General features: G+C 70.1%; 12 protein-coding genes. 8 read left to right on the top strand and 4 right to left on the bottom strand.

Annotated elements, in window-relative coordinates:
- Positions 1–13 precede the first annotated feature (13 nt).
- Positions 14–1,582: an MFS transporter gene (locus R2K23_RS14360; RefSeq protein ID WP_316510274.1), complete on the top strand. Its 1,569-nt coding sequence runs from the start codon at positions 14–16 to the stop codon at positions 1,580–1,582.
- Between the two features lie 33 nt (positions 1,583–1,615).
- The gene (locus tag R2K23_RS14355; protein WP_316510273.1) at positions 1,616–3,367 is read left to right on the top strand and encodes a proline--tRNA ligase; all 1,752 of its coding nucleotides are present in this window, start codon (positions 1,616–1,618) and stop codon (positions 3,365–3,367) included.
- 18 nt (positions 3,368–3,385) lie between these two features.
- On the opposite strand, the gene R2K23_RS14350 is transcribed toward R2K23_RS14355, so the two are convergent.
- On the bottom strand, positions 3,386–3,859 hold the full coding sequence (locus tag R2K23_RS14350; protein ID WP_316510272.1) for a ferritin-like domain-containing protein: 474 nt from the start codon (positions 3,857–3,859) through the stop codon (positions 3,386–3,388).
- Positions 3,856–4,386: a hypothetical protein gene (locus R2K23_RS14345; protein ID WP_396893601.1), complete on the bottom strand. Its 531-nt coding sequence runs from the start codon at positions 4,384–4,386 to the stop codon at positions 3,856–3,858. Before R2K23_RS14345 ends, R2K23_RS14350 begins: the two co-directional genes overlap by 4 nt.
- A 141-nt stretch (positions 4,387–4,527) precedes the next feature.
- Here R2K23_RS14345 and rimP point away from each other — a divergent pair, with 141 nt between their 5' ends.
- Complete coding sequence (rimP, locus tag R2K23_RS14340) at positions 4,528–5,067, top strand: ribosome maturation factor RimP (RefSeq protein WP_316510270.1); 540 nt, start codon at positions 4,528–4,530, stop codon at positions 5,065–5,067.
- Positions 5,067–6,077: a transcription termination factor NusA gene (gene nusA, locus R2K23_RS14335; protein WP_316510269.1), complete on the top strand. Its 1,011-nt coding sequence runs from the start codon at positions 5,067–5,069 to the stop codon at positions 6,075–6,077. The genes rimP and nusA overlap by 1 nt, the downstream gene beginning before the upstream one ends.
- On the opposite strand, the gene R2K23_RS24930 is transcribed toward nusA, so the two are convergent.
- Entirely contained in the window at positions 6,074–6,541 is a 468-nt protein-coding gene (locus tag R2K23_RS24930) for a hypothetical protein (protein WP_465270708.1), read from the bottom strand. The genes nusA and R2K23_RS24930 overlap by 4 nt on opposite strands.
- Before the next feature lie 56 nt (positions 6,542–6,597).
- On the opposite strand from R2K23_RS24930, the gene infB reads away from it, so the two are divergent.
- The 4 genes from infB to R2K23_RS14310 are packed head-to-tail and all read left to right on the top strand — an operon-like array spanning position 6,598 to position 12,156.
- Complete coding sequence (infB, locus tag R2K23_RS14325; RefSeq protein WP_316510267.1) at positions 6,598–9,345, top strand: translation initiation factor IF-2; 2,748 nt, start codon at positions 6,598–6,600, stop codon at positions 9,343–9,345.
- Between the two features lie 37 nt (positions 9,346–9,382).
- On the top strand, positions 9,383–9,883 hold the full coding sequence (gene rbfA / locus R2K23_RS14320) for a 30S ribosome-binding factor RbfA (RefSeq protein WP_316510266.1): 501 nt from the start codon (positions 9,383–9,385) through the stop codon (positions 9,881–9,883).
- Positions 9,858–10,859, top strand: coding sequence for a DHH family phosphoesterase (locus tag R2K23_RS14315; RefSeq protein WP_316510265.1), 1,002 nt, complete (start codon positions 9,858–9,860; stop codon positions 10,857–10,859). The genes rbfA and R2K23_RS14315 overlap by 26 nt, the downstream gene beginning before the upstream one ends.
- Positions 10,843–12,156 carry an MATE family efflux transporter gene (locus R2K23_RS14310; RefSeq protein WP_316510264.1) on the top strand — a complete coding sequence of 438 codons (1,314 nt, stop codon included), beginning with the start codon at positions 10,843–10,845 and terminating at the stop codon, positions 12,154–12,156. Before R2K23_RS14315 ends, R2K23_RS14310 begins: the two co-directional genes overlap by 17 nt.
- Positions 12,157–12,166: 10 nt before the next feature.
- Here R2K23_RS14310 and R2K23_RS14305 read toward each other — a convergent pair whose 3' ends face one another.
- Positions 12,167–12,979: an ABC transporter ATP-binding protein gene (locus R2K23_RS14305; protein WP_316510263.1), complete on the bottom strand. Its 813-nt coding sequence runs from the start codon at positions 12,977–12,979 to the stop codon at positions 12,167–12,169.
- Positions 12,980–12,982: the final 3 nt, after the last annotated feature.

The raw sequence follows: 12,982 nt of genomic DNA, 5'->3' as shown, positions 1-12,982 counted from the left end.
AGGGTAGCCACTTATGACGGCTCTCAACGATGCAGAGCGAGCGGAGCCTGCCAAGGGTGAAGGCCGCGCGCTACCGGCGCGGGTCGGTTCGGCCCTCGAGCGGACCGGGAAGTCCCTGCCGACCTGGCTGCCGTCGCGGCGGTTCATCTACGCGGTGGTCGCCATCGGCGGCATGCAGCTGCTCGCGACCATGGACAGCACCATCGCCATCGTCGCGCTGCCCCAGATCCAGGACGAGCTCGCGCTCTCCGACGCCGGCCGCAGCTGGGTCATCACGGCCTATGTGCTGACCTTCGGCGGCCTGATGCTGCTCGGCGGACGCCTCGGCGACACCATCGGTCGCAAGCGCACCTTCATCGTCGGTGTCGCGCTGTTCACCATCGCCTCCATCCTGTGCGGTATCGCCTGGGACGAGGCCACGTTGGTGGTCGCGCGGCTATTGCAGGGTGTCGGCGCCGCGATCGCGAGTCCCACCGGCCTGGCGCTGGTGGCCACCACCTTCCCCAAGGGGCCGGCGCGCAACGCCGCCACCGCGGTGTTCGCGGCGATGACCGGTATCGGCTCGGTGATGGGCCTGGTGGTCGGCGGCGCGCTCACCGAGGTGTCCTGGCGGTTGGCGTTCCTGGTCAACGTGCCGATCGGCGTGCTGGTGATCTACCTGGCCCACGCGACGCTGCGCGAGACGCAGCGCGAGCGGATGAAGCTGGATGCCGCCGGTGCGCTGCTGGCGACGCTCGGTTGTAGCGCGGCGGTGTTCGGCTTCTCCAGCGGCCCCGAGCACGGCTGGATCACCCCCGTCACCCTGGGCTCGGGCCTGGCGGCGCTGGTGTTCTTCGTGGCGTTCGTCATCGTCGAGCGTTCCGCGGTCAACCCGGTGGTCCCGTTCGACCTGTTCAAGGACCGCAACCGGCTGGCGACCTTCGTCTCGATCTTCTTGGCCGGCGGTGTGCTGTTCACGCTGACCGTGCTGATCGGCCTGTACGTGCAGGACATCCTGGGCTACAGCGCCCTGCGGGCCGGCATCGGCTTCATCCCGTTCGTGATCGGTATGGGCGTGGGGCTGGGCGCCTCGTCGCAGCTCGTGCGGCTGTTCCCGCCGCGGCTGCTGGTCATCGCGGGCGGGGTGATCGTGCTCGGTGCGATGTTGTACGGGTCCACGCTGAACGCCGGTATCCCGTACTTCCCGAACCTGGTGGTGCCGATCACCGTCGGCGGCATCGGGATCGGCATGATCGTGGTGCCGCTGACCCTGTCGGCGATCGCCGGCGTCGGGTTCGACCAGATCGGCCCCGTCTCGGCCATTGCGCTGATGCTGCAGAGCCTGGGCGGCCCGCTGGTGCTGGCCATCATCCAGGCGGTCATCACCTCGCGCACGCTGTTCCTGGGCGGCACCACCGGCCCGGTGAAGAACATGAACGACGCGCAGCTGGCGGCGCTGGACTCCGGCTACACCTACGGGCTGCTGTGGGTGGCCGCGGTCGCGGTCCTCGTCGGCGCGGCCGCGTTGTTCATCGGCTACACCGCCAAGCAGGTCGCGCACGCACAAGAAGTCAAGGACGCCCTCGACGCCGGGGAGCTGTAGGCGCCGCGAGCCCGCTCAGTAAGCTGGCCCGTTGTGATCACCCGTATGTCGGAGCTGTTCTTGCGGACGCTCCGGGACGACCCCGCCGACGCCGAAGTTCCCAGCCACAAGCTGCTCATCCGGGCCGGATACATCCGGCCCATCGGCCCCGGGCTGTACAGCTGGCTGCCGTTGGGGCTGCGGGTGTTGCGCCGCATCGAGCAGGTGGTCCGCGAGGAGATGGCCGCCATCGGCGGGCAGGAGATCCTGTTCCCGGCGCTGCTGCCGCGGGCCCCCTACGAGACGACGAACCGGTGGACCGAGTACGGCGACACCCTGTTCCGGCTGCAGGACCGCCGCGGTAACGACTACCTGCTGGGCCCCACCCACGAGGAACTGTTCACGCTGACGGTCAAGGGGGAGTACAGCTCCTACAAGGACTTCCCGCTGATCCTGTTCCAGATCCAGACCAAGTACCGCGACGAGGCGCGCCCGCGGGCCGGCATCCTGCGCGGCCGCGAGTTCGTCATGAAGGACTCGTACTCGTTCGACGTCGACGACAGCGGACTCAAGAGCGCCTACGACGCCCACCGCGAGGCCTACCAACGCATCTTCGACCGGCTGGCCGTGCGCTACGTGATCGTCTCGGCGGTCTCAGGCGCCATGGGCGGCAGCGCGTCGGAGGAATTCCTCGCCGAGAGCGAGGTCGGCGAGGACACCTTCGTCCGGTGCCTGGAGTCCGGCTACGCGGCCAACGTCGAGGCCGTGGTCACCACGGCGCCCGAGCCGTTGTCGGCCGAGCAGATCGCCGAACTGTCCGAACCCGTCACCTACGACACCGGGGACACCCCGACCATCGCCACGCTGGTCGACTGGGCCAACACCGCGGGCCTGGGACGCGAGATCACCGCCGCCGACACCCTCAAGAACGTGCTGCTCAAGGTCCGCCAACCCGGGGGCGAGTGGGAGTTGCTGGCCATCGGCGTGCCCGGGGACCGCGAGGTCGACGACAAGCGCCTGGCGGCGGCGTTGGAACCGGCCGAATACGCCATGCTCTCCGACGAAGACTTCCTCCGGTACCCGTTCCTGGTGAAGGGCTATATCGGACCGAAGGCATTGTTGGACAACGGCGTTCGTTATCTCGTCGACCCGCGGATCGTCGACGGCACCGCCTGGATCACCGGTGCCGACGCCCCGGGTAAGCACGTGGTGGGCCTGGTCGCCGGGCGCGACTTCACCCCCGACGGCACCATCGAGGCCGCCGACGTCCGTGACGGCGATCCCTCGCCGGACGGCGCGGGTCCGCTGGTCAGCGCGCGCGGCATCGAGATCGGGCACATCTTCCAGCTCGGCCGCAAGTACGCCGACGCGTTCTCCGCCGATGTGCTCGCCGAGAACGGCAAGCCGGTGCGCCTGACCATGGGCTCCTACGGCATCGGGGTTTCGCGGATGGTGGCGGTGCTCGCCGAACAACACCACGACGAGCTCGGTCTGCGCTGGCCCGCCGGTGTCGCCCCGTTCGACGTGCATCTGGTGATCGCCAACAAGGACGACGCGGCCCGCGCCGGCGGGAGCGAATTGGCCGGCGAGTTGGACGCGCTCGGCCTCGAGGTGCTGCTCGACGACCGCAGCGCCTCGCCCGGGGTGAAGTTCAAGGACGCCGAACTGATCGGGATGCCCTGGATCGTGGTGGTCGGGCGCGGCTGGGCCAACGGTGTCGTGGAGTTGCGCAACCGGTTCAGCGGCGAGACGCGTGAGATCGCCGTCGACGGTGCCGCGGCCGCCATCGCCGCCGCGCTGGCCTGACCCGTACCGGGCGCGGCGCTACTCGGTGCCGCCGGGGAACGCCGTGGTCACCGGCCAGATCTTGAGCGTCTGCTTCCAGAACGCGGCGTTGACCGCGCACTGGGTCAACGCCGAGACCGCGTAGGCGCGTTCGTCGCTGCTGTCGGTCTGCTCGACGACCGCCCGCCAGGCCACCGCGGCGTCGTTCTCCATCCGCACCGCCAGGTTGGCGGCGTCGATCGGGCCGTCGACCTTCATCGGCAGCTGGTACCCGGGTGCCACCACCGGCGGATCCACCGACCGACGTTCCAGCATCCCGACCAGGGCCTCCCGGTGTTCGCGATGCGCCCCGATCGCCTTGGCCACCAGGTAGTTGTCCTCGGGCGTCGAGCGCGCCGACACGATGCCGTAGCCGTAGACCGTGGCGTGCGCGGTGACCAGCGCGTCGTACAGGGCCGCGGCGGCCGGTTCCGAGGGCCGCTGCGGTTCCGGCGAGTTGACCGGTGATGTCATGACGCCGCCTTGGGGCTCGGGAGCGTGACGGTCAGCGACGCGGTGCACGCCGCGGCGACCGACGCCAGCAGGCCGGCGCGATACCCAGCCAGGCCGGCCGCGGCGTCGGTGGCCGCCTCGGCCGAGGCGCGCAGGGCGTCGGCCACCTGGGCCACCGTCGGGGGTGGGGCGGGCGTCGCGCCCTCGCCCGGGGTCGTGGTGGTGGGGGTCGCCGTTGTCGTTGTGGTGGGCGCGGCTCGGCCCGCTGTCCGCGCGATCTCCTCGGCCAGCGCCCGTGCGTGTTGGGCCCGTTCGGCGGCGATCTGGGTCAGTGCCGGAACCAGCGCCGGCGGGGCGCCGGTCGCGGCCGCGCGGGCCAACTCGGCGTCCGATTCGGCCATCTCCTGGGGCTTCTGCAGCGGGTCGACCTCGGGTTCGTCGCTGCTCCCGCAGGCCGCCGCCGTTCCGGCGGTCGCCGCGATGAGCGCCAGCCCGAGGACGCCGCGGCCGGCGCCCACCAACACGTCACGCCTGCGCACGCACCACATCCTGCCATCACCGCCGCGACGCTCGGGCGCGGTGCCCACCCGATCTGGACGGGGGCATCCGATTCCTGACGTATCCTGGGGCATTGGTGTCGCGGGCAGCCGCGACTGCTGGCCGCACAACTCAAGATGAGGAGCCTTGCCGTGACGCAGCGCACCGGATCGACCGGGGGGCTACCCGCGCCGTCGCAGGTAATCGAGCTCCTTGCTGCGGAATTCGAACGCGCGGGCTACGAGATCGAGGACGTCGTCGTCGACACGTCGGCCCGTCCCGCCAAGATCGTGGTGGTGGCCGACGGCGACCGGGCCCTGGATCTGGACACCTTGGCCGAGTTGTCCCGGGCGGCTTCGCAACTCCTCGACGAGGTGCCCGAGGTGAGCGCGCCGTACGTCCTGGAGGTGACCTCACCGGGAGTCGACCGCCCACTGACCGCCCCGAAGCACTTCCGTCGCGCCCACGGCCGCAAGGTCGAGCTGGCGCTGGCCGACGGCACCACTGTCCTCGGGCGGGTCGCCGCGGTCGACGACGGGATCCTCACCGTGGTGGTCCGGGAGCGCTCGGATTTCTCTCGGCGCCAGATCAGACTCGACGACATTGCCAAAGCCGTTGTCCAGGTGGACTTTTCCTCACCGAGCAAACGAGAGTTGGAGCTGGTGGGCCAAACCGGAGGAGGGGCCGTTTAATGAACATCGACATGGCCGCGCTGCACGCGATCGAAGTGGACCGTGGGATTCCGGCGGGCGAACTGCTCGAGACCATCAAGTCGGCGTTGCTGACCGCCTACCGACACACGGAGGGGCATCAACCCGACGCGAGCATCGACATCGACCGCAAGACCGGCGAGGTCAAGGTCATCGCGCGCGAGCACGACGACGAGGGCCGCGTCATCAGCGAGTGGGACGACACCCCCGACGGGTTCGGCCGGGTCGCGGCCACCACCGCCCGGCAGGTCATGCTGCAGCGCTTCCGCGACGCCGAGAACGAGAAGATCTACGGCGAGTTCTCGGCCCGGGAGGGCGACATCGTCGCCGGCGTCATCCAGCGCGACGCGCGCGCCAACGCCCGCGGTGAAGTGGTGCTGCGGATGGGCAGCGAGACCAAGTACTCCGAGGGCGTGATCCCGTCCTCGGAGCAGGTGCCCGGCGAGTCCTACGAGCACGGCGACCGGCTGCGGTGCTTCGTGCTGGGCGTGACCCGGGGCGCCCGCGAACCTCAGATCAGGCTCTCCCGCACCCACCCCAACCTGGTGCGCAAGCTGTTCTCGCTGGAGGTGCCCGAGATCGCCGACGGCTCGGTGGACATCGTGGCCGTGGCCCGCGAGGCCGGGCACCGGTCGAAGATCGCAGTGACCTCCCGGGTGTCGGGGCTCAACGCCAAGGGCGCCTGCATCGGGCCGATGGGCCAGCGGGTGCGCAACGTGATGAGCGAGTTGTCCGGCGAGAAGATCGACATCATCGACTACGACGAGGACCCGGCGCGGTTCGTGGCCAACGCGCTCTCACCGGCCAAGGTGGTGTCGGTGTCGATCATCGACCCCAACACCCGCGCGGCACGCGTGGTGGTGCCCGATTTCCAGCTGTCGTTGGCCATCGGCAAGGAGGGCCAGAACGCGCGGCTGGCGGCCCGCCTGACGGGGTGGCGCATCGATATCCGCAGCGACGCCGAAGTCCCCGCCGACGACGCCGCGGGTTAGCCGGGAGACGCCGATCGACGCTGGTTCAGGTGCGTGGCGCGGTAACGGTAGACTGAACCGTGATCCAGCGCGAGAATTCGGTCTTCACCACACGGAAGCATCGCCGTACCGACGGTCCGGTGCGTACGTGTGTCGGGTGCCGGAAACGAGAGTTGGCCGTCGATCTGCTTCGGGTGGTAGCTGAATCCAACAATGGTGACCAATGCCAGCATGGCGTCGCCGTCATTGTTGACACAGCGGGTAATCTTCCTGGTCGGGGTGCGTGGTTGCATTCCGATACGCAGTGCCTGCAGGAAGCGCTTCGACGGCGGGCCTTTGTACGAGCACTGCGAATCACCGGTCCACCGGACACGTCCGCGGTGGTCGAGCACTTCGAGCGACTCGAAGTGCCCGATGACGGCGGGGAACAGAACAGGTAGCGAAGAACATGAGCACACCGTGAAGTCTCGATGACCATGCGTCATAGCTAAACCCGAGGCGTCGGCCGACGACCGCTGCCGCCTCCAGATGAGGAGAAGTAGTGGCCAAGGCCCGTGTGCACGAGTTGGCGAAGCAACTCGGTGTAACAAGTAAGGAAGTCCTCGCTCGCTTGAGTGAGCAGGGCGAGTTCGTGAAATCGGCGTCATCGACGGTGGAAGCCCCCGTCGCGCGCCGTCTCCGCGAGTCATTCGGCGGAGGTAAGGCAGCCGAGAAGGCGCCGCAGAAGTCATCCCCAGCTCCCGCGCAACCCGCGGCGCCCGCCGCGGGCACCGCCGCGCCCGCGGCCCCGGCGGCTGACCAGGCGCCGGCCACCCCGGGCCCCAAGCCCGGTGGCCCGAAGCCCGGCGCCCCCAAGCCGGCCGCCCCGGCGGCTCCCGAACCGCCGGCGGCCCCGCCCGCGGCCGCGACTCCGCCGGCCGCCGCGGCGCAGGCCCCGGCACCCACCCCGACTCCCGGGCCGCGGCCCGCGACCCCCGGACCCAAGCCGGGTATGCCGCGCCCGCCGCGGGTGGGCAACAACCCGTTCTCGACGCAACAGCCGGTCGAGAGGCCGGCCCCGCGCCCGCAGGGCCCGCGTCCCGGCCCCGGACCCGGTGGTCCCCGGCCCGGTCCCGGTGCCGTGCGCCCCGGTGTCACGCCCGGCAACATGCCCCCGCGCCCCGCAACCGGTGCGCCCGGTCGCGGTGGCCCGCGCCCGGGTCCGCGGCCCGGCGGCGGTCCCCGTCCCGGTCCCGGTCAGGGCGCACGTCCCGGCGCCGGCGGTGGCGGCAACTACCGCGGCGGCGGCGGTGCCCCCGGTGCCGGTGGCGCACCGGCCGGCGGCTTCCGGGGTCGTCCCGGTGGCGGTGGCCGGCCCGGTCAGCGGGGCGGCGCAGCCGGTGCGTTCGGTCGCCCGGGCGGCGCGCCGCGGCGTGGCCGCAAGTCGAAGCGGCAGAAACGTCAGGAATACGACTCGATGCAGGCGCCGGTCGTCGGTGGCGTGCGGTTGCCGCACGGCAACGGCGAGACCATCCGGCTGGCCCGCGGGGCGTCCCTGTCCGACTTCGCCGAGAAGATCGACGCCAACCCGGCTGCGCTGGTGCAGGCGTTGTTCAACCTCGGTGAGATGGTCACCGCGACCCAGTCCGTCGGCGATGACACCCTGGAGCTGCTCGGCAGCGAGATGAACTTCAAGGTCCAGGTCGTCTCCCCGGAGGACGAGGACCGCGAACTGCTGGAGTCCTTCGACCTCACCTACGGCGAGGACGAGGGCGACGAGAGCGATCTCGAGCAGCGCCCGCCGGTGGTCACCGTCATGGGTCACGTCGACCACGGCAAGACGCGCCTGCTGGACACCATCCGTAAGGAGAACGTCGGCGAGGGCGAGGCCGGCGGCATCACCCAGCACATCGGCGCCTACCAGGTCAGCGTGGAGCACGAGGGCCAACCCCGCCTGATCACGTTCATCGACACCCCCGGTCACGAGGCGTTCACCGCCATGCGTGCCCGCGGCGCGAAGGCCACCGACATCGCGATCCTGGTGGTCGCCGCCGACGACGGCGTGATGCCGCAGACGGTGGAGGCCATCAACCACGCGCAGGCGGCCGACGTGCCGATCGTGGTGGCGGTCAACAAGATCGACAAGGAGAGCGCCGACCCGGCCAAGATCCGGGCGCAGCTCACCGAGTACAACCTGGTCGCCGAGGACTTCGGTGGCGACACCATGTTCGTCGACATCTCGGCCAAACAGGGCACCAACATCGAGAACCTGCTCGAAGCGGTGCTGCTGACCGCCGACGCCGCGCTGGACCTGCGGGCCAACCCCGACATGGAGGCCCAGGGTGTGGCGATCGAGGCGCACCTGGACCGCGGTCGCGGCCCGGTGGCCACCGTGCTGATCCAGCGCGGCACCCTGCGGGTCGGCGACTCGATCGTCGCCGGCGACGCCTACGGGCGTGTCCGTCGGATGATCGACGAGCACGGCGAGGACGTCGAAGAGGCGTCGCCGTCGCGGCCCGTGCAGGTCGTCGGGTTCACGTCGGTGCCGGGCGCCGGCGACAACCTGCTGGTGGTCGACGAGGACCGGATCGCCCGTCAGATCGCCGACCGGCGCAGCGCGCGCAAGCGCAACGCCCTGGCGGCACGGTCGCGCAAGCGGATCAGCCTGGACGATCTGGATGCGGCGCTCAAGGAAACCAGTCAGCTCAACCTGATCCTGAAGGGCGACAACTCCGGCACCGTGGAGGCCCTGGAAGAGGCGCTGCTGGGGATCGAGATCGACGACGAGGTGGAACTGCGCGTCATCGACCGCGGCGTCGGCGGCGTCACCGAGACCAACGTCAACCTGGCGTCGGCCTCGGATGCGATCATCATCGGCTTCAACGTGCGAGCCGAGGGCAAGGCCACCGAACTCGCCAACCGCGACGGGGTGGACATCCGCTACTACTCGGTGATCTACCAGGCCATCGACGAGATCCAGAGCGCGCTCAAGGGCATGCTCAAGCCGGTCTACGAGGAGAAGGAACTCGGCCGCGCCGAGATCCGGGCCATCTTCCGGTCGTCGAAGGTCGGCAACATCGCCGGCTGCCTGGTCACGTCGGGAATCATGCGGCGCAACGCCAAGGCGCGGTTGCTGCGTGACAACGTCGTGGTCGCCGAGAACCTCACGGTGTCCTCGCTCAAGCGGGAGAAGGACGACGCCACCGAGGTCCGCGAAGGCTACGAGTGCGGTCTGACGTTGACCTACAACGACATCAAGGAAGGCGACGTCATCGAGACCTACGAGCTGGTCGAGAAGGACCGCGGCTGATGAGCGCAGCGAATCAACCAGTCGGGCTCGGTTAGCGATGGCGGATCCGGCACGGGCGAAACGGCTGGCCAAGCGGATCTCGACGATTGTCGCCTCGGCGATCGAGTACGAGATCAAGGATCCGCGGCTGGCCGGCGTGACGATCACCGATGCGAAGGTCACCGGTGATCTGCACGACGCCACGCTCTACTACACCGTGATGGGCCGCAGCCTCGACGAGGAACCCGACTACGTCGGGGCGGCGGCCGCTCTCGAACGCGCCAAGGGTGTGCTGCGCACGAAAGTCGGTGCGGGTACCGGGGTTCGGTACACGCCGACACTGACGTTCGCGCGCGACACCGTGCCCGATGCGGCCCACCGGATGGAGGAGCTGCTGGCCCGCGCGCGGGCGGCGGACGCCGATCTGGCGCGGGTTCGCGAGGGCGCCAAACCGGCGGGGGAGGCCGACCCGTACCGTGTCACTGGGGTGGAGGGCAACGAGGGAGCCCAACCCACCGACTCCGAGGACACCGGTGACGGCGATCGAACCGACGACTGATACCGCATCAGTGGATGCGCGCGGGGCCGCCGATGTGCTCGACCGCGCCCGCAGCATCGTCATCGTCGCGCACGTCTACCCCGACGCGGACACCATCGGCGCCGGCCTGGCGCTGGCGCAGGTGCTCGAGCAGGCGGACAAGCGGGTCACGGTGAGCTTCGCCGCGCCCGCGGAACTGCCGGAGTCGTTGCAGAGCCTGCCCGGCGGGCATCTGCTGGCGCGCCCCGAGCAGGTCGATCCGCACCCCGACCTGGTGGTGACGGTCGACATCCCGAGCGCGCACCGACTCGGCGGGCTGCGCGCCCTGCTGGACCCGGACGCCGACGGGTCCGTTCCCGAGGTGCTCGTCATCGATCACCACGCCTCCAACCACCTGTTCGGCAGCGCCAACTACGTCGACCCGTCGGCGGACTCCACCACGCTGCTGATCGCCGAGTTGCTGGACGCCTGGGACAAGCCGATCGACACGTCCGTGGCGCACTGCCTGTACGCGGGACTGATCACCGACACCGGCTCCTTCCGCTGGGCCACGGCGCGGGCGCATCGGTTGGCGGCCCGGCTGGTCGAACTCGGCGTCGACAACGCCGCGATCAGCCGCACGCTGCTCGACACCCACCCGTTCTCGTGGCTGCCGATGCTGTCGCGGGTGCTGGGGTCGGCGCAGCTGCTCCCCGAGGCGTTGGGCGGGCGCGGGCTGGTCTATGCCGTCGTCGACCACCACGAATGGGCGAAGGCGCGGCCCGAGGAGGTCGAGAGCATCGTCGATATCGTCCGCACCGCGCAGCAGGCCGAGGTGTCGGTGGTGTTCAAGGAGATCGAGCCGGCGCACTGGTCGGTGTCGATGCGCGCCAAGTCGTACGACTTGTCTTCGCTGGCAACGGGTTTCGGTGGCGGTGGCCACCGGCTGGCCGCCGGCTATTCGACGACGGGGACGGCCGCCGAGGTGGTCGAGGAGTTGCGTGTCGCCCTCGGGTGATTCCGAAGCCCCCTCGAGTCGCACCATCGCCGGACTGGCGCTGCCCGCCCTCGGCGTGCTCGCCGCCGAACCGCTCTACCTCTTGTTCGACATCGCGGTGGTGGGCCGGCTCGGTGCCCTCGCACTGGCCGGTCTGGCCATCGGTGGCCTGATTCTCGCGTTGGTGGCCTCGCAGGGCACGTTCCTGTCCTACGGCACCACCGCCCGTTCGGCACGGCACTTCGGGGCCGGCGACCGCACGTCGGCGTGCAGCGAGGGGGTGCAGGCCACCTGGCTCGCGGTCGGGGTGGGCCTGCTGATCATCGCCTTGGTGCAGGCCTTCGCCGCGCCGATCGTCACCGTTATCGCCGGCGCGCAGGACATCGCCGACGCCGCGCTGCCGTGGCTGCGGATCGCGATCCTGGGGGCCCCCGCCATCCTGATCTCGCTGGCCGGCAACGGCTGGATGCGCGGGGTGCAGGATACGGTGCGCCCGCTGCGCTACGTCATCATCGGGTTCGGGCTGTCGGCGGTGCTCTGCCCGCTGCTGGTGTACGGGTGGCTGGGGTTTCCGCGGTGGGAGTTGGCCGGCTCCGCGGTGGCCAACGTGTGCGGACAGTGGCTGGCCGCGGCGCTGTTCTGCCGGGCGTTGCTGGTGGAGCGGGTGCCGCTGCGGCCGGACCTCGACGTGTTGCGGTCGCAGTCGGTGATGGGCCGGGACCTGTTGTTGCGCTCGTTGGCGTTCCAGGCCTGCTTCGTCTCGGCCGCCGCGGTGGCGGCGCGCTTCGGTGCCGCGGCGGTGGCTGCCCACCAGGTGGTGCTGCAGCTGTGGAGTTTCCTGTCGCTGGCCCTGGATTCGCTGGCCATCGCCGCGCAGGCGCTGGTGGGTGCGGCGCTGGGCGGCGGGCGCAGCGCCCACGCCAAGGCGGTGGCCGGCCGGGTGACCCTGTTCTCGACCGTGGCGGCGGTGTTGCTGGCCCTGGTGATGGCCGCCGGCGCCACGGTGCTGCCGAAGGTGTTCACCACCGATCAGGCGGTGCTGGACAGCATCGGTGTCCCGTGGTGGTTCCTGGTGGCCCAACTGCCGGTCGCGGGAATCGTTTTCGCGCTCGACGGGGTGTTGCTCGGCGCCGGTGACGCGAAGTTCATGCGCAATGCGACGCTGGCCAGCGCGCTGCTGGGATTTCTGCCGTTGATCTGGCTGTCGTTGGTGTTCGACTGGGGCCTGTGGGGGATCTGGGGCGGGCTGTCGACCTTCATGGTGCTGCGGTTGGTGTTCGTCGGCGCGCGCACCCTGTCCGGGCGCTGGGCCGTCTGAGCCCAGGGCTTCAGTCTGCGGCGGTGGGGCTGCCGAGCAGATCGCGTACCCGGTTGGCCACCCGGATGAATTCGGGCTGCTCCATCGTCTCCCCGTAGGCGCGCTCGGCCGGCAGGTCGACGTCCTGGACCTCGACGATGCGGCCGGGGCGGGGGCTCATCACCACGACGCGGTTGGCCAGATAGACGGCCTCGGCCACCGAGTGGGTCACCAACACCACCGTGGTGCCGGTTTCGCGCCAGATGCGATGCAACTCGACGTTCATCTTCTCTCTGGTGAGTGCGTCCAGCGCACCGAACGGCTCGTCCATCAGCAGCACATCCGGCTCATGAAGCAATGCGCGGCACAGCGAAACCCGTTGCTGCATACCGCCGGACAACTCGTGCGGCAGGGCGTTCTCGAAACCGGTCAGTCCGGTCATCTCCAGCAGCTGATCGCAGCGCTGCTGGGCGGCCCGGCGGGGCATGCCACGCATCTCCGCCTGCAACAGCACGTTCTTGCGCACCGAACGCCACTCCAGCAGCGCGGCGCGCTGGAACACGTAACCGATCCCTCGTTGCGGACCCCGAACCGGTTTTCCACGCAGTCGCACATCGCCGGCGGTGGACTCAGTGAGCCCGGCGATGACCTTGAGCAGCGTCGACTTCCCGCAGCCCGACGGGCCCGCGATGGAGACGAATTCACCGTCGGCGACCTGCAGGTCGATGTCCTGCAACGCGGTCACGGTGCCGCGCTTGGAGGAGAAGGTGACGGTCAGATGGTCGATCGCGATCGCGTTTTCGGTCACGGCGGTTTCAGGTGGGGTCAGTGTCGCAGCGGTCATGTC

This window comes from Mycolicibacterium sp. MU0050, assembly GCF_963378085.1.
Taxonomy (GTDB): domain Bacteria; phylum Actinomycetota; class Actinomycetes; order Mycobacteriales; family Mycobacteriaceae; genus Mycobacterium; species Mycobacterium wendilense.
The sequence above is the reverse complement of the archived record's forward strand: the minus strand, read 5'-3'. Positions and strand labels throughout refer to the sequence as shown.